This is a genomic window from Pseudoalteromonas sp. APC 3691, from assembly GCF_030408135.1.
Taxonomy (GTDB): Bacteria; Pseudomonadota; Gammaproteobacteria; order Enterobacterales; family Alteromonadaceae; genus Pseudoalteromonas.
On sequence record NZ_JASDCB010000017.1, the window covers coordinates 49,534 to 66,165 of the forward strand.

14 protein-coding genes and 1 pseudogene are annotated in these 16,632 nt (G+C 38.7%); 2 read left to right on the top strand and 13 right to left on the bottom strand.

Going from position 1 to position 16,632, the window contains the following annotated elements:
* Positions 1-18: 18 nt before the first annotated feature.
* The 12 genes from QL998_RS07830 to QL998_RS07885 all read right to left on the bottom strand — a co-directional run bounded on the left by QL998_RS07830 (position 19) and on the right by QL998_RS07885 (position 12,642).
* On the bottom strand, positions 19-2,748 hold the full coding sequence (locus QL998_RS07830; protein WP_290192485.1) for an ExeM/NucH family extracellular endonuclease: 2,730 nt from the start codon (positions 2,746-2,748) through the stop codon (positions 19-21).
* A gap of 122 nt (positions 2,749-2,870) precedes the next feature.
* Positions 2,871-3,881, bottom strand: coding sequence for a porphobilinogen synthase (gene hemB, locus QL998_RS07835; RefSeq protein WP_010554864.1), 1,011 nt, complete (start codon positions 3,879-3,881; stop codon positions 2,871-2,873).
* Positions 3,882-3,893: 12 nt separating this feature from the next.
* A complete protein-coding gene (locus QL998_RS07840; protein ID WP_290192486.1) occupies positions 3,894-5,747 on the bottom strand; it encodes a diguanylate cyclase in 1,854 nt (617 codons plus the stop codon).
* Complete coding sequence (locus QL998_RS07845) at positions 5,747-6,532, bottom strand: TatD family hydrolase (RefSeq protein ID WP_290192487.1); 786 nt, start codon at positions 6,530-6,532, stop codon at positions 5,747-5,749. The genes QL998_RS07840 and QL998_RS07845 overlap by 1 nt, the downstream gene beginning before the upstream one ends.
* Positions 6,532-7,050 (bottom strand): hypothetical protein, encoded by a 519-nt coding sequence (locus QL998_RS07850; RefSeq protein WP_182197638.1) that lies wholly within the window; start codon positions 7,048-7,050, stop codon positions 6,532-6,534. The genes QL998_RS07845 and QL998_RS07850 overlap by 1 nt, the downstream gene beginning before the upstream one ends.
* Position 7,051: 1 nt before the next feature.
* A complete protein-coding gene (tatC, locus tag QL998_RS07855) occupies positions 7,052-7,792 on the bottom strand; it encodes a twin-arginine translocase subunit TatC (RefSeq protein ID WP_010554868.1) in 741 nt (246 codons plus the stop codon).
* Between the two features lie 48 nt (positions 7,793-7,840).
* Positions 7,841-8,173, bottom strand: coding sequence for a Sec-independent protein translocase protein TatB (gene tatB / locus QL998_RS07860; RefSeq protein ID WP_010554869.1), 333 nt, complete (start codon positions 8,171-8,173; stop codon positions 7,841-7,843).
* Between the two features lie 5 nt (positions 8,174-8,178).
* A complete protein-coding gene (gene tatA, locus QL998_RS07865; protein ID WP_007579853.1) occupies positions 8,179-8,427 on the bottom strand; it encodes a Sec-independent protein translocase subunit TatA in 249 nt (82 codons plus the stop codon).
* Positions 8,428-8,507: 80 nt separating this feature from the next.
* Positions 8,508-10,112: a ubiquinone biosynthesis regulatory protein kinase UbiB gene (gene ubiB / locus QL998_RS07870; RefSeq protein ID WP_182197639.1), complete on the bottom strand. Its 1,605-nt coding sequence runs from the start codon at positions 10,110-10,112 to the stop codon at positions 8,508-8,510.
* A gap of 9 nt (positions 10,113-10,121) precedes the next feature.
* Positions 10,122-10,805 (bottom strand): SCP2 sterol-binding domain-containing protein, encoded by a 684-nt coding sequence (locus tag QL998_RS07875; protein WP_290192488.1) that lies wholly within the window; start codon positions 10,803-10,805, stop codon positions 10,122-10,124.
* An 11-nt stretch (positions 10,806-10,816) separates the two neighbouring features.
* On the bottom strand, positions 10,817-11,572 hold the full coding sequence (gene ubiE / locus QL998_RS07880; RefSeq protein ID WP_182197643.1) for a bifunctional demethylmenaquinone methyltransferase/2-methoxy-6-polyprenyl-1,4-benzoquinol methylase UbiE: 756 nt from the start codon (positions 11,570-11,572) through the stop codon (positions 10,817-10,819).
* Positions 11,573-11,655: 83 nt separating this feature from the next.
* The gene (locus QL998_RS07885) at positions 11,656-12,642 is read right to left on the bottom strand and encodes a GGDEF domain-containing protein (protein ID WP_290192489.1); all 987 of its coding nucleotides are present in this window, start codon (positions 12,640-12,642) and stop codon (positions 11,656-11,658) included.
* Positions 12,643-12,999: 357 nt separating this feature from the next.
* Here QL998_RS07885 and QL998_RS07890 point away from each other — a divergent pair, with 357 nt between their 5' ends.
* Both QL998_RS07890 and QL998_RS07895 read left to right on the top strand, forming a co-directional pair.
* Positions 13,000-14,778 (top strand): DUF885 domain-containing protein, encoded by a 1,779-nt coding sequence (locus tag QL998_RS07890; RefSeq protein WP_182197646.1) that lies wholly within the window; start codon positions 13,000-13,002, stop codon positions 14,776-14,778.
* Positions 14,779-14,890: 112 nt separating this feature from the next.
* Positions 14,891-16,357 (top strand): FMN-binding glutamate synthase family protein, encoded by a 1,467-nt coding sequence (locus QL998_RS07895; RefSeq protein WP_007579865.1) that lies wholly within the window; start codon positions 14,891-14,893, stop codon positions 16,355-16,357.
* A 42-nt stretch (positions 16,358-16,399) separates the two neighbouring features.
* Here QL998_RS07895 and QL998_RS07900 read toward each other — a convergent pair.
* Positions 16,400-16,632, bottom strand: a pseudogene (locus QL998_RS07900) (IS4 family transposase); the annotation flags it as partial.

The following is a 16,632-nucleotide window of genomic DNA, read 5'->3' on the forward strand; positions in this document are numbered from 1 at the left end:
TGTTTAGATTTTACTTAATTATTTCTTTTTAAATCGACGCACTATTGATAGTGGTGCTAAAAGAAGTGATAACCATAATAATGAACCTGAATCGTCATCATCAGAGCTCGCTTCAGTGACGTTAATTGTAACCGTTACCGATTCAGATACGTTGTCTACGCTATCTTTCGCTTGCACTGATAGTGCAATTGTACCTTCAGTGTCAAAATCAAGTTCACCGGTTACAATAAGTTGACCTTGTTCATTAACTGTAATTATCTCACTACCCGACACTATAAATTCAACCACTGGCGATACATCCGCATTCGGATCACTGAATTCAAGTGCGCCGATAATTGTGTCAATTGCGCTATTTTCATCAATTGCAAAAACTTGGTCAGCAGCAATTATTGGTGTTTGTTCCTCAGGAGTTAAAATTACCTCAGATTTAATATCAATAATTACAGGATCGTGATCTGATGCGCGGTATGCACTTTCAGAATACAGGCTAGATTGTTGAGCATCACTTTTAAATTCAACGTTGTAATCAAGCGAAATTGGTTCATCAGCATTGATATGCCAATCTTTAGCTGATACTACTTTGCTAAGTAACGATGCACTTGCTACAGCATGGTCAAGGCTACCTGCACGACCAGAGAAGCTATAAGAGTAACCAAGTGTATTGCCATCAAGTTTTGCAACTACATTTTTATATCCTTTGTCTGCAAATGCACGTATTGGATCTTCCATTGCGTAAGCATTCATATCGCCGACTAAAATAGTATCCTCATCGTCAACACCAGTTGGTTTGCTATCAAGCCAATCTGCGAATGCATTAGCACCTTCTGTGCGTATTTCATTCCAACAGCCTTGTCCATCACCTGAATCTGCATTGTTTCCAGAAGCACTACCACAGCTTTTAGATTTAAGGTGTGACACAGCAACAGTAAATACTTCATCAGTTTCTAATGATTTAAAGCTTTGTGCAATTGGAGCACGGTTACTAAAATCAAATGGAGCCTCAGTCGTAATAGCAGCAGCACCTACTTCTTCTACTTTGTTAGCACGATAGATAAGTGCGGTAGTAATTGCATCGGTACCAATTTGATCTACCTTAAAATCAACAAATGCATAGTTGTTAGCACTATCAGCGTCATTTAATGCATCTACTAAGCTTGCAATTGCACTAAATTCGCCAAAACCATCATTTTCAATTTCCATTAAACCAACAACATCGGCCTGGATAGCGCTAATGGCACTTACAATTTTAGCTTCTTGGCGAGTAAATTCAGCTTCTGAATCTGCACCTCGGGCTGTAGGGAACCCTCCGCCTTGGCCATCACCACTAAAGTAATTAAGTACGTTAAAGCTAGCTACACGTAAATCTGCTTCAGCATTAAGTTCAGGCGCATTTTCACGTGCATTTGTTGCAATAAACGAAGGTGCTACAGTTGGGTGGATTCTGTAAAGGCTAAAGCTATAAGCAAGTGCCCCCGTAACCGTATTAACTGTATCGCCAGTGCGTAATGTATTTTCTGCTGATAAGCCTGGAGTTGGGTAGGCTGTAGGGTCTAAGTTTTGTACTGTAGAGCCATCATCTAGTAAAATCTTTTTAAGTAGATTTTCTGTTTCAACTGCATTAGCTGCATCTCCAGGTAATGCAACCTGAGTACCTTGATATAAGCGTTCTGTTGCTAATTCAACTTCACCATATCGACCAAGGCCAAAGTTATTAGTCACTACTAATGGTTGCTCTAATGTAACTAACATACCTTCAAAAGCTTCTAAATCAGTTGTATCAGCTAAAGGTAAAGTGATTTTTGTAGCTGCTGCAGCTAAACCAGTGCCACATACGGTAACTTGGCTAACACTGCCGATCTGTGTTGCATCAAAATATTCTTCTACAGTACCTTGTACACGTACATGGTCGCCTACGTTTACGTCAATATCTGCAAAATAAACAAATACACCTTCAGAGGTGAGTGGATTTGCATCTATGTCAGCAGCAAGTGAGCTAACAAAAAAGCCTTTTAATTGATCATCATCTTGGAAGTCTGCGGTTACAATACCTTCAAACTCTACTAAAGTATCGACAAGCGGGCTTCCAGAACTATCGCCTTGTATAGCGTTAATTAGTACTTTCTCTGCGCCACAAACAAGTGGAACAAGTGGTTCTGGCTCAGGATCTGGTTCAGGTGTTGTTCCACCATTACCTGCGTGCGAACCTAATCCATCAAAATCATCTTTTTCAAATTGCACCCATTCTTCGCTTGGGTTAAATACTGCATCTGGTGTTGTTCTCCCTACGGTAATGCTGTCTTTACGACGAAGTGTTTTATCTTGTGTTTGTACTACGCCTTCAGACCAAAAAGAACCGGGATCTACACCGCGCTGTCCAAAGCTATCTACTACGGAACTACCTTGCATTAGGACTAACGCATCATCACCGTTAAAGTTAGCAACACTATGTTCTAAATCGGCTTTTTCTTTTAGTGCATCATTTGAACTTGAATTAACAATAACAAAGGTACTGTTAGCTGCTAAAGTACCAGACAAATCAAGAGTTGATTGAATTGTAGTTTTGCCATTTGCATATAAATTTAATGAGTATTGATCAAGGGTTAGTTCCGACGAGGAGTTATTATAAAGTTCAATCGCTTTATTATTACTGCTTCCTTCAACATATTCAGAAATGATTAGATCAGCGGATGCTGGTGCGCTAAGACTTGCTATAACAAGTGCGAGTGGTGTTATTTTTGTTTTAAACATTTTTATTATCCCCGTGTATTAAATCCCAGAATGGGACACTAGTTTAGAGAATAAATGTGACTAAAATAATACAAAAGTGTAAATGCATGTAAAAAGGCGGTTTGACCGCCTTGTTATAAAATTTACTTTTTAGCGAGGTATTGTGCGGCTTGCTTTGCAAAGTAGGTTAAAATTCCATCAGCCCCAGCACGCTTAAATGCAAGTAAAGACTCCATTATAGTCGCTTCCTCACTTAACCAACCATTATCAATTGCCGCCTTGTGCATTGCATACTCACCGCTTACCTGATAAGCAAAAGTAGGTACACCAAATTCGTCTTTTACACGGCGTACAATATCTAGATAAGGCATGCCAGGCTTAACCATGACCATATCAGCACCCTCTTGTAAGTCTAATGCGACTTCACGTATTGCTTCATCAGAGTTAGCTGGATCCATTTGATAGGTTTTTTTATCGGCGCCTTTTAAGTTACCAGCAGAGCCTACAGCATCTCTAAAAGGTCCATAGTAGCTAGACGCATATTTAGCAGAGTAGGCCATAATACGAGTATGAACAAAGCCATCTGCTTCAAGTGCTTCACGAATTGCAGCAATACGACCATCCATCATATCAGAAGGGGCAACAATGTCGGCACCTGCCTGTGCATGAGAGAGTGCTTGTTTAACTAAAATCTCTGTAGTGACATCGTTAATAACATAGCCTGAATCATCAATGATGCCGTCTTGCCCATGCGTAGTAAATGGATCAAGTGCTACGTCAGTAATTACACCTAACTCAGGAAAGGCTTCTTTTAAAGCTCTAACGGTACGTTGCGCTAAGCCATCATCGTTATATGCTTCTTCGGCAAATAATGATTTTTTATCCGCAGGCGTTACCGGAAAAATAGCAACAGCAGGTACGCCAAGTTCAACAAGTTCTTTTGCCTCAAGTAATAGTAAATCTATCGATAGACGTTCAATACCAGGCATTGATTCAATTGCTTCGCGACGATTTTTACCTTCTAGTACAAATACAGGGTAAATTAAATCGCTTACGCTAAGTTGGTTTTCTGCCATTAAGCGGCGAGAAAAATCGCTGCGGCGCATTCTGCGCATGCGAGTATACGGAAAAAGGTCTAATCCTGATTGGGCCATATTAATATGCTCCTACTGTGGTAATGGAAAAGTGATTACTTGATTACGGCCATGTTGCTTTGCGTAATAAAGCGCTTTGTCGGCGCACTCAGTAAATATTTGAGGATTGCTAACGTCATCAGCAATACAGGTGTATATACCTGCGCTAATTGTAAATTGGATATCGCTATTGGCAACCGTTACAGTGCTTGCTGAGATAGCAGCTCGTATTTTTTCTGCTATATCTTGTGCACCTTCATTGGGGGTATTAGGTAATAACACCACAAATTCTTCACCGCCGTAACGGGCAACTTCATCTAGTGGGCGCTTTAAATGATCTTTTATAAGGTCAGATACCGCTTTAATAACTTGGTCGCCAATGATATGCCCGTACGTATCGTTAATGGCTTTAAATCGGTCTATATCTAACATAACAATGCTAAGCGGTGTTTGTTCTCGACGAGAGCGGCGAAGCTCCATTACGAGTTTTTTATCAAAAAAGCGTCTGTTTTTTATTCCGGTTAAAGCATCTTCGGTATTAAGTAGCTCAAGGGACTGGTTTTTCTCTTCAAGCTCTCTGAGCGTAACTTGCAATTCAAAGGTGCGTTCGTCTACTTGTGATTCTAGCTCTTGGCGTGCTTTTTCTTGTAACTGTAAACGCTCTTTGAGTAGATTATCTTGGGCTATATTTTCAGCAATCAAGGTTTGTTGAGCAATTACTTCTTCATCACGCTGTAAAATAAATAATTTCATAACGCTGTAACATAGACAAAATGTGCAACTAAAAAAGCATGTAAACACAAATGCGAGTGTACTCCTGCTAAATGCGTATAGTCCCATTACAGCAATAGTAAAATAAAGCATCACAACCAAGAAAAAAACCAATACGAGCAATAGTGCTTTATTCGGTTTAGAAGGAGTTATACGTATGCACATAAATGTAGTTGTTATATATAAGACTAAAGCGATTTGGGTCGCGATTAAACAAAATAATGTAACTATGTGGCTTGGGAGTAACCAAATAAATAATAACGAAATGGCTAAAGCGTTAACTACCACTTTTTGAACGGTCAGTAAAAATGATGGCTGTGGATGGCAAATTTGCTTTTGCAAAGGCAAAAACATTAAAGTAATAAACATGAGTAATATAGGGAGCATAACTTGCTGTAACGCGGGTAAATTAGGATGTATATACCTAAGACCAAAACCACAAAAATAGGCTAATACACTGCCTAATATGAGAGCTATAACACCAGCATACACAAAATAATGTTTACGTGAAAAACCATATAAAACTAAGCAGCTCACACCTAAGGAAAATATAAAACCAATCAATAAGCCATAGAGTAGATTAAGTTTACTTTTATGTGCTAAATAAGCTTCTGGTTGCCACAGTGTTAAAGGGACTCGCAAGCCTGAGCTATTCGTCACTCTCATAATAATAATCGTTTCGCTATTTGCAGGGCTAATTAGTTTAACTAATAAAGATTCACTCTTAATCGCACGTTTATCAAGGGGGTATGCATCGCTAATTTGGGTGTGAGAAATTAATTGCGAGTTATGTAACTGATATACTTGAACGTCGTTTAGCAGAGGGTTGTTTAGTGACAACAGTTGTTCGGTATTATAACTAAGCGTGTTTTTTATTTTAAATTTCATCCATACAGAACGCTGCTCAAGACCTAGGTTAAGAGGTTTGTCTGTGTTTTTTTGCCACTGTATATGGCTACTTTGTTGTGCATCTAATAGCGAAGTCGGTTCAAAAGAGTAATACAGGTTATTGATGTTTTGGGAGTTGAAATCGTGTTTTATTATTACCGGGTTTGCGAAAGAGCAAAAAGTGCAAAGGAATACTAATAGGCTTAAAAATGCCTTTGTATAGGCCATTAACAATCTTCTAAACCAAAAACACGGTGAAAGTTTTCTGTAGTTTTACGGGCCACAACTTCTTCATCTATTTGATAAAGTTGTGCAACCGTTTGACAGATATAAGGAAGCAGTGCAGGTTCATTTTTACGTGATTTAGGTTTTGGCTTAACTGTTCGTGGAATTAAAAATGGAGCATCAGTTTCTATTAATAATCGATCTAGAGGAATACTAGGCACTAGCTGTTGTAGCTCTTTACCACGTCTTTCATCACATACCCAACCCGTTATACCAATATAAAGACCTAAATCTAAATAGTGTTTTAGAGCTGGTGAATTACCTGTAAAGCAGTGAAGTACACCGCGAATATTAAATTCTTTTAGAATACTTAGCATGTCGTTACTTGCATCACGTTCATGTAAGTAAACAGGTAAATCTAACTTTTGAGCAAGTACTAACTGGCGTCTAAAAACATCACGTTGTACATCGCGAGGTGAAAAGTCACGGTTATAATCAAGGCCGCACTCACCAATGGCAATAACTTGCTTATTATTTGCAAGGGCGGCTAGTTGTGCTTCGAGTTCACTAGTCGCTGATTTTGCATCATGCGGGTGGACACCCGCCGTAGAGTATTGAAGGTGTTTTATCGCAAGTTCAAGTGATTGCTGACTGCTTTCAATATCGCAGCCTATAATAAGCATGTCTGTAACACCCGCTTCGCTTGCGCGGGTAATTACATCATGATGCTGGTCATCAAATTGATGATTAGTTAAGTTAACTCCAGCATCAACTAACGTATATGACATTATTTAGTACGTTTAACGCGAATAGAGCGGTTTTTACCGTCTTTCTTCAATAGGAAAGAGCTGAATGCACCGCGGCTAATTACAATTGTATCGTCTTCTTTTAAGCGCATGCTGTCAGAGCCAATTTGACGCCATTGTTGACCGTTATCTAGCGAAATAATTAATTCACCATAAGCAGCCTCATCAACTGAAGTAACCATAGCTTTGATTTCAATTTCTTTTTCTACTTGTTCTTCTTTTTTATGTTCTAAACCAAAATCGTCAGTTTTTTCAATTGCTTGCACTGGTGTTGTAGCTGCTGTTTGAGGTACATTGTTAGTCGTTGGTGGTGTGAGCATTTTTGTTACTGATGGCTTAACCAGTGATTTACCTGCAATGGTATTGTCGTAACAAAGTAAGCGGTTAAAATCGTTTTCAATAAAGCTACATGCCTGTAACGCTTGAGTATTAAACTCTGTTTGCGCAGCAAAAGTCGGTGCGCTTAATAAAACCAATAGTGAGAGTAGTTGTTTTTTCATTTTATTCCTCAGATTCTTTTTGTGGTTTAGCGGTATAAAACTTTGCTAAAATTAGACCTAATTCAAACAAAAGTAGCATCGGAAATGCTAATAATGTTTGTGATAACACGTCGGGCGGTGTCAAAAACATCGCTACTACAAAAACACCCACGACAATATAAGGGCGTTTTTCTTTCAAGCTTTTTGTTGTTGTTGCGCCACTCCAGCATAGCAGCATTATTGCCACTGGAATTTCGAAAGCGACACCGAATGCAAAAAATAGTTTTAATACAAATCCTAGATAGCTAGCGATATCGGGTGCTAGAGTCATCATTTCGGGACCTGTACTTGTAAAAAAACCTAATATAATTGGTAGTACTGCAAAGTAGCAAAAAGCGATACCCCCATAAAACAAGACAACGCTTGAGATTAGTATAGGTATTAGCATTTTTTTTTCATTTTGGTACAAGCCAGGAGCTATAAACCCCCAAATTTGATGAAGTATCCATGGAGTAGATAATAAAGCCGCAACAAAAAAAGTAAGCATCATAGGGACTATAAAAGGGTCACTCACATTTATAGCTATCATGGTCGCGCCATTAGGTAAATGAACCACTAATGGTGCAGCTATAAGTTCGTAAATATTATCTTTAAAATAAAACAGCGCGATAAAAAATAATAAAATGCTCAATAGCGCTTTTATCAGTCGATCACGTAACTCAATTAAATGAGATACAAACCCCGATTTTACTTCCTCAGCCATTATTTTTTATACCATGTAGTGAGTTGACCACAAAGTGAGAGATAAATTTCACTTTTTTTCATCAAGTTGTTGGTTATTTGATGTATCAGGTTGTGTTTTTTTGTAGCTGTGAGTAACTGACTCAGCCGCTTTTTGTAGCTCCGTTAATGAACTTTGTAGCTCAGGGCTTAAGTCTTTTAGTTCTTGTTGTTCTGCTTTTTTAAGGTTTTCGTGAAGTTCATGAATACGCAGTTCTTCACTTACTTCGGCTTTTACCGAATTGGCAAGTGATTTAGCGGTTTTAACCCATTTACTCACTGTTCTAATAGCAACAGGTAAGCGCTCAGGGCCGAGCACCACTAAGCCAACAATAAAAACAACAACAAGTTCCCACATCCCCATACTAATTAAACCTTATTGCTATCTTTGTTTTTTTCAGTATTGGTTGAGTCGTCAACGGTGCTTTTTTCTGATTGTTGAATTTGCTCTGATTTTTCTTGCTCACTCGCTGTGTCGTCCGACATTGCTTTTTTGAAGCCTTTAACAGCGCCTCCAATATCACCACCCATACCGCGTAGTTTTTTTGTGCCGAAAAGTAAAACTATGATCGCTAAAACAATTAATAATTGCCAAATACTAATACCACCAAAACCCATGGTTTTCTCCAATATATAAAATGGTTAAATGTATATTTTAAATACTAATTATACGCCCAATAGCGCAAATAGCACTCAGTTTATGCGTTGCGCCATGCTGCAATAAAGCTAATAGCGGATAAGGCTATTGCAATGCTTGCAGCTACTAAATCGTGCTGTAAATAACAAAGTGTTGCCATAATCATTGTAGCACTACCAAATAAACTCAATATTAAAGGTTTATGAGATACCTTTTGTTCTTGAGGTTGATGAGCGTGTGGTGCACGCTTTAAATTTTGGTAAATTAGATCAGGTAGTTCAGGCATTTTTTCAGCCCAAAATGGCAAGTTAGCATACATTTGCTTCAGTACTGATAGCGGTCCAACTTGCTGCTTCACCCAATCTTCTAAAAAGGGTTTGGCTGTTTTCCATAAGTCGAGTTGCGGGTAAAGCTGACGCCCTAATCCTTCAACGTATAATAAGGTTTTTTGTAGCAATACTAATTGCGGTTGTACCTGCATGTTAAAACGACGTGCAGTATTAAATAGATTTACGAGCACGTGACCAAATGAAATTTCAGCCAAAGGTTTATTAAATATAGGCTCACAAACTGTGCGAATTGCAAATTCAAATTCTTCAATGCTAGTATCTGGTGGCACCCAACCAGAATCTACGTGTAGCTGTGCAACTTGGCGATAATCACGATTAAAAAAGGCAATAAAGTTTTCAGCTAAATAGCGTTTATCTTCTTTGCTTAACGTACCAACTATACCGCAATCAATACCGATATACATTGGATTTTCAGGATGCTCGCGAGAGACGAATATATTACCAGGGTGCATGTCGGCATGAAAAAAACTGTCTCTAAACACCTGCGTAAAAAACACTTCTACGCCGCGCTCAGCAAGTAATTTCATATTAGTGTTTTGCGCCAGTAATGCATCCGTATCAGACACCGGTATACCGTAAATACGCTCCATTACCAGCACATTGCTTCGGCTGTAATCACTGTAAACTGCAGGGATATATAATGAATCAGAGCCTTCAAAATTGCGTTTTAGTTGAATCCCGTTGGCACCTTCGCGCATCAAATCGAGCTCATCAAGCAGTGTTTTTTTGTATTCTTTAACCACTTCAACGGGGCGTAGACGTTTTGATTCGTTATGGACTTTTGCAAGTACCTTAGCGAGCTTTTCCATTAACGCTAAGTCGGCATTAATTTGTTCGTAAATATTGGGTCTAATAACCTTAATTACTACATCTTGCTCAATGCTTTGTTCATCAATAAGCTTTGCTGTATGTACTTGCGCTATGGATGCAGAGGCCAGTGGAGTTTGTGAAAATTCACTAAACAATTCACTTATATCGTTAATTTCGAGCGCTTTTTCTATGATTTCTTGTGCAAGTTCGCCTTCAAATGGCTGAACTTGATCTTGTAAAAACGCAAGCTCTAAAGCGATATCATGAGGGAGTAAGTCACGACGAGTAGAGAGCATTTGGCCAAATTTAATCCAAACAGGGCCAAGCTCTTGTAGTGCCAAACGTAAACGTAGTCCCGCAGGTTTTTCTTTGTGCTGATTGCGCAGCCAAAACAAACTGCCACGAGCTACTTTACCAAACCAAGGGATCTTATGTTTTGGAATTAGCTCGTCTAACCCATAGCTAAGTAATGTTTTGGTGATGTTATACAAACGTGCAGTCGACACAAAAAATCCTTAGCGGGTGTTTGAAGGTGAAAAAGAGTTTAACAAGGTATTTATACGCTGCTCAACAGCAGCGACTTGGCCTTTGAGTTCTCTATTTTTTTGTTTAAATTGCTCAAGCTCTAATGGGTGAATAGTAATTGCGAGCTCGTCTTGGCATAAACTTGTAAGCATTGTACTTATTTTAGTGTTGGTTTTGCTGCTCTTTTGTTTTAGTTTTTTTAAGTGCAGATATAACTGCTGAGCGGGGGTATCGCCAATGTATTTAGAAAGTTGTTCAGGCCAATCAATATCAATGCCTGAAAACGCATTACTATAAGTTTGCGCAATATTTAAATTACCCTCTAAGTCGAGCTTATCTTGGCGAATTAACTGGGTAAGCATAGCTGGGTTTTTAAGCGCTAAAAGCGTGTCTATGTCTGCGCTGATCATACAATCTGCGTTTTCATTGCTTTGAGCGCTGAATAAGTGTAATTGATCAGCACTATAAACGAGTTGGATGCTTTGTTGCCAATCTCTTATTTCAACCACTAAGCGCTTATGTTTAACGGCGTTTAGCTTTTGAGATAATTGTGGGTCCAGGCTAAGCGCTTGATTTAGTACACGCTCAATAAGCGAGAGTACAAAATTAGGTAACATAAAAAACTCAGATGACATTGCACCTTTATTGTTTTTGGTTATTTTTTCAAGCGCCATAACTGCTAGCCTTAATATTTAAAACCACGATGCAGTGCAACAATTCCGCCTGTGAGGTTTTGGTATGTTGTTTGCTCAAAGCCTGCATCTTCCATCATCGCTTTTAGCGTGTCTTGATCTGGATGCATACGAATAGATTCAGCTAAATACTTATACGATTCACTGTCGTTAGCAACTAGCTTACCCATTGTAGGCAATAAATTAAATGAGTAAAAATCGTAAGCTTTACTAAGTACGTCATGCTCTGGTTTTGAAAACTCTAAAACAAGTAAACGACCACCTGGCTTTAAAATGCGGTACATAGAGCGTAATGCTTTGTCTTTATCGGTAACGTTACGTAAGCCAAAGGCAATAGTGATCACATCAAAGCTATTATCTGGGAACGGTAGCATTTCTGCATTCATTTGTACGTAGTCGATATTGCCCACTAATCCAAGATTATGCAGTTTTTCACGACCAACTTTAAGCATAGATGAGTTTATATCACCCAAAATAACTTGACCCGTTTCGCCCACTAATTGGCTAAACTTTGCCGTTAAGTCGCCAGTGCCACCGGCTAAATCGAGTACATGATGGCCTTTACGAACACCTGAGCTTGCAATAGTTTGACGTTTCCATAAACGATGCACACCAAAAGACATTAAATCATTCATTACATCGTATTTTGCAGCTACTGAGTGAAATACATCAGCAACCATAGAAGCTTTATCGTTCTCGGCTACTGTTTTATAACCAAAATGCGTGGTCTTTTGTTCGGTTTCGTTCATGATTAATCTCTATCGTGACAATAGAGGTTAGTGTACTTTATTGTACATAGTAGGTGCAATTTGAATATGATTTATCAGGTAATTTATTGCCCTGCAGTGTAACTACTTTGACCTAATGAACGTGCTTTAAAAGCAGCATGAGATGCTTTTTTTGCTAACTGATCAAAATCATCTTCTTGTTGATGCTGAGCAATTCCTAGTGATAAGCCAATACTTGGTAGCTTGATACCTGTTTTTGAACTAACAAAGCGTAGCTTTTCGACCCCATTTCGTACTTTCTCGGCAATAACATTGGCCGTATCTGGGTCGATGTCGGCGAGCAAAACAGTAAATTGATCTTTAGCTGTGCGACCAGGTAAGCCACTTTGAAAAACATACTTTTGCACTTGCTTAGCTACCTTACTCAAAATGACTTCACCAATAATATCACCATAATTTTTAGTAAAGTGATCAAGGTTGTCTATTTGAATCGCTATTGCGCAAATAGATTTTTTTTGATTAGTCCACACTTGCGTTTGTTGCGTTAAATAATGACGCTTATAAAGCCCTGTTTGGCTATCAATAATATGTTGTTTACGAAGTTGAGTTAGCTGCTTTTGTGTTTTTTCGTGTAGTTGTTTGGCTTTACTTAGTTCTTGCTTAAATTGCTTATGTTGGTTTAGTAATTCGGCGGTTTGATTATGAAGTACTTCAAGCGCTTGACGGCTTTGCTCTATGTTGTTCTCATCTAGCGAATGTAGGCATTCGCTCACTTGATCCGCAAAGCGAATTATTTGCTTTTCAGTGGCTTGAGAATTTTGAGAAAGTGAATTTATAACACCATCAACGTTTTGAATCATGCTGACTTGCGCTGTGTGACCCGTATTTAAAAACTCAGCATGTAGCTGTTCAATAAAAATACTGTCAATATTATCTTCAACCGCAATAGCGCGGTCTAAAACTTTATTTAGCTTATGATTAGCCTGGCTGGTATAAATATAAATAACGTGATAATTGAGCGGTGTAGGTGGAAGTGCATAGCGCTCTAAAAACACACACACTTTAGTCATTTTTTCTTGAGCAATAGCCATGGAATCATGGAACATCATTTTAAATACCAACTAAATACGCATAAGTGCAAATTTTAAATATCTCATTCCATGAGGCGGTTATGCATCCAGCTTTTTATTATTTTTTACTACAGTAATCGTTATGCGAACTATTTAAAAGTAAAAAGGAGAGTTAGGATACTTAAATTTAACTTTAACGACTCAACCGCTGCTTTTCTCATCAATTAGACTGGATTTTAGCTCTGTTAACGTAAGTAGTACTTTAATTACACTTACTGCTTGTAAGGTTTTTAGCGCGTCAGTTTGTCTCATTTACTTGCTATTTATTTACCCTACGATAGTTTTATGAAATCTATTGCATTATCAAGTTACATTATAATGAATCATTTTTTAATTAAGCCACTTCGCCAATCTTTATTTGGTATCACGGTTTTGTGCTCATTAAGTGCATGCCAAATGACCATGCAAAATTCAGATCAACAATTTACTAAAGTAGCGCAAAGTATTGTTGATTATAGAGAAAGCATTAACCCTTACGATAGTGTAGGTGGTGTTGAAGGTTATTTATTACCAAATTTATCCCCTGAATTTTTAGCGCAAGAATATAAAAATAAAACGCGATTACTTGCTGAATTAGACACTATTAATATTGAAAAGCTAAGCGATGAAAATCAAATTAACTTCGATATTATTCGAGCTCAAGTACAAAACAGTGTCGATGAATATGTATTTAATGCGCACTATATGCCGCTCACCTCTGAATATGGGTTTCATTCTGGTTTGTCGTACATAATAAATAGCTCTAAATATAAAAACCCGGAAGATTACCAAGTGTATCTTGCACGATTGGCGCAAGTTCCACGCTTTTTTGAGCAAAACATGTATTGGATGAAAAAAGGGCTTGAGACAGGGCTTACTCAACCTAGAGCTGTATTAGAAGGTTATGAAGATTCAATTAATGCTTACATTGTTGACGATGTAACTACGTCTGAATTTTATAAACCATTTTTAACTAACACAGCTGGTTTAAGTGAAAGTGAATTTAAAGCACTACAACAAAAAGCTAAAAATATTATAAAAGAAGAGGTTATAAAATCTTATAAAGATTATTTAGCGTTTTTTACGCAGCAGTATCGACCTGGTGCACGTACAAGTATTGGCATATCAGAAACACCTAATGGCGAAGCGTTTTATAAAAATAGAGCTAAGTACTACACCACCACCGACATGACACCTAAAGAGATTCACGAACTTGGCTTAAAAGAAGTTGAGCGAATTCGTAGTGAAATGGAAAACGTAATAGCAGAAGTAGGTTTTAAAGGCACGTTTGCCGAATTTATCCACTTTTTACGCACTGATCCACAATTTTACGCCACAACACCAGAGCAACTTTTAAAAGAAGCATCTTATATTGCAAAAAAAATGGATGCACAACTGCCTAAGTTATTTCATACCTTACCGCGCAAACCTTATGGTGTAGAACCTGTACCGGCCAGTATTGCACCTAAATACACAACCGGTCGATATTCAGGCTCTAATCGAGATGATGAAGCAGGGTATTATTGGGTAAATACTTACGCTTTAGATAAGCGCCCTTTGTATGTTTTAGAAGCATTAACGCTGCACGAAGCCGTGCCAGGTCATCATTTACAGATATCACTTAATGCAGAGCTTGAAAATCTGCCGAGCTATCGCCGTGATGCTTACCTCTCGGCATTTGGCGAAGGTTGGGGGCTTTACTCTGAGTATTTAGGTTTAGAGGCAGGCTTTTATCAAGACCCATATAGCCGTTTTGGTCGTTTAACGTATGAAATGTGGCGAGCAGCGCGTTTAGTTGTTGATACAGGTATGCATATGTATGGCTGGAGCAGAGAGCGTGCCATGAACTTTATGAGCGAAAATACAGCGCTTTCGTTGCATAACGTTAAAACAGAAACCGATCGTTATATAACATGGCCTGCACAGGCGCTTTCGTACAAAATAGGTGAGCTTACTATTAAGCGTTTACGCATTGAAGCAGAGCAAGCGCTAGGAAAAAGCTTTGATATTCGTGAATTTCATCATCAAATATTACGCCATGGTTCAGTGCCTTTATCGGTACTTGAAACACAAGTGCGTTTATATATAAAAGCAGAGTTAGCTAAACAACAGAATTAGATATAAGGCAGTTAAAGCCTTGAACAAATAAAAGTGTTATGTCATTTTGGTGGTATAGCACTTTTTTATTTTAAAAACAGTCATCAAGGGGCCTTGGGTGAGTAATTTTATAATGTTTAGTATTGATGTATTTGCAAGTATGTTTATTGTTGTTTTAGGGTTGTTGGTTTTAATCGTTGTCGTTTTTTATATTCGAGATGTAACACAAACCAAGCATGCTATTAGACGTAATTACCCTGTTATTGGTCGCTTTCGATATTTTTTTGAACGCCAAGGTGAGTTTTTTAGACAGTACTTTTTTGCTCAAGATAGAGAAGAAATGCCATTTAACCGCGCTGAGCGTAGTTGGGTTTATCGTGCAGCAAAAGATGTTGACCGTACGGCTGCATTTGGCTCCACGCAAAGCTTAGAAGTAACAGGTACGGTTATGTTTATGAACTGTGCATTTCCTACTTTAGACGAAGAAGCGCTCGACCCGAGTAATGTTACTTTGGGTCCATACTGTAAAACACCTTACACAACCAACTCGTTATTCAATGTATCTGGTATGAGTTTTGGTGCGCTTTCAAAGCCAGCTGTACGAGCCTTATCAAAAGGGGCAAAACTAGCGGGTTGTTGGATGAACACCGGTGAAGGGGGATTAAGTCCTTATCACTTAGAAGGTGGTGCCGATTTAGTGTTTCAGATTGGTACAGCTAAATATGGTGCACGAGATGAGCATGGAAATTTAAGTACCGAAAAACTAAAAGAAATAGCGGCTCACGAACAAGTAAAAATGTTTGAACTTAAAATGAGCCAAGGTGCAAAACCAGGTAAAGGCGGTATGTTACCAGGGCGCAAAGTTAACGCCGAAATAGCTAAAATTAGGGGCATACCAGAAGGGCAAGATTCTATTAGCCCCAATGGTCATCCTGAAATTAAAAACCCAGCCGATATTCTCGATATGATTGCCACTGTGCGTAACGCGACAGGTAAACCTACAGGCTTTAAAGCGGTAATTGGTGCTTACGGATGGTTAGAAACGTTGTTCGCTGAAATAAACCATCGTGGTATAGAGTCTGCACCTGACTTTATTACCATAGATAGTGCTGATGGTGGTACGGGCGCAGCACCACAACCGCTTATGGATTCAGTGGGTTTACCACTTCGTGAAAGTTTACCGCTTGTAGTTAATATGCTTGAAAAACATGGACTGCGAGATCGTATTAAAATAATCGCGTCTGGTAAATTAATTGTTCCTTCAAAGGTTGCTTGGGCGTTAGCGCTCGGTGCTGATTTTGTTGTATCGGCTCGAGGGCATATGTTTGCACTGGGCTGTATTCAGGCAATGCAATGTAATAAAGATACCTGTCCGACCGGGATCACTACGCATAACGAGCGTTTGCAACGCGGCTTAAATGTAGCTGATAAAGCGCAACGAGTAGCTAACTATAATAAATACATTCATTACGGAGCTGGGCTAATAGCCCATTCTTGTGGTGTGACTAGTGCACGCGAATTAAAACGTGAACATGTACGTATAGTGCAAGAAAGTGGTTTATCAGAACCGCTCGATAAAATTTACGAAAACTATAAGTAAGTTTTTGACTAACTAAAAAAGGCGCTAATAGCTGTCTCTTGATCACAAGTCTGACTCAAGAGATTTTGCTAAATCGTAGCCTTCCAGGATGGCTTGTAACTTAAGCCATCCTTGCCATAACACTTTCACAGATGCACGCCCTGTGCGCTTGGTATCTTTCCAGCCTCCTAACTTTGCCAGTTCCTGATACGCCCATGACATATTTGGAGCAGTTTCAGGCAATGGTGTTTTTATTCTCTTTAACCACAATAACTTCCATGCTTTGGGAGATAACA

Excerpts from the sequence above, each read along its gene's own strand:
- QL998_RS07875 (WP_290192488.1), bottom strand. The coding sequence starts at position 10,805 with ATGGCGCTTGAAAAAATAACCAAAAACAATAAAGGTGCAATGTCATCT.
- tatC (WP_010554868.1), bottom strand. The coding sequence starts at position 7,792 with ATGGCTGAGGAAGTAAAATCGGGGTTTGTATCTCATTTAATTGAGTTA.
- QL998_RS07850 (WP_182197638.1), bottom strand. The coding sequence starts at position 7,050 with ATGAAAAAACAACTACTCTCACTATTGGTTTTATTAAGCGCACCGACT.
- QL998_RS07845 (WP_290192487.1), bottom strand. The coding sequence starts at position 6,532 with ATGTCATATACGTTAGTTGATGCTGGAGTTAACTTAACTAATCATCAA.
- QL998_RS07895 (WP_007579865.1), top strand. The coding sequence starts at position 14,891 with ATGTTTAGTATTGATGTATTTGCAAGTATGTTTATTGTTGTTTTAGGG.
- hemB (WP_010554864.1), bottom strand. The coding sequence starts at position 3,881 with ATGGCCCAATCAGGATTAGACCTTTTTCCGTATACTCGCATGCGCAGA.
- QL998_RS07885 (WP_290192489.1), bottom strand. The coding sequence starts at position 12,642 with ATGGCTATTGCTCAAGAAAAAATGACTAAAGTGTGTGTGTTTTTAGAG.
- QL998_RS07840 (WP_290192486.1), bottom strand. The coding sequence starts at position 5,747 with ATGGCCTATACAAAGGCATTTTTAAGCCTATTAGTATTCCTTTGCACT.
- tatA (WP_007579853.1), bottom strand. The coding sequence starts at position 8,427 with ATGGGTTTTGGTGGTATTAGTATTTGGCAATTATTAATTGTTTTAGCG.
- tatB (WP_010554869.1), bottom strand. The coding sequence starts at position 8,173 with ATGGGGATGTGGGAACTTGTTGTTGTTTTTATTGTTGGCTTAGTGGTG.
- QL998_RS07830 (WP_290192485.1), bottom strand. The coding sequence starts at position 2,748 with ATGTTTAAAACAAAAATAACACCACTCGCACTTGTTATAGCAAGTCTT.
- ubiE (WP_182197643.1), bottom strand. The coding sequence starts at position 11,572 with ATGAACGAAACCGAACAAAAGACCACGCATTTTGGTTATAAAACAGTA.
- QL998_RS07890 (WP_182197646.1), top strand. The coding sequence starts at position 13,000 with ATGAATCATTTTTTAATTAAGCCACTTCGCCAATCTTTATTTGGTATC.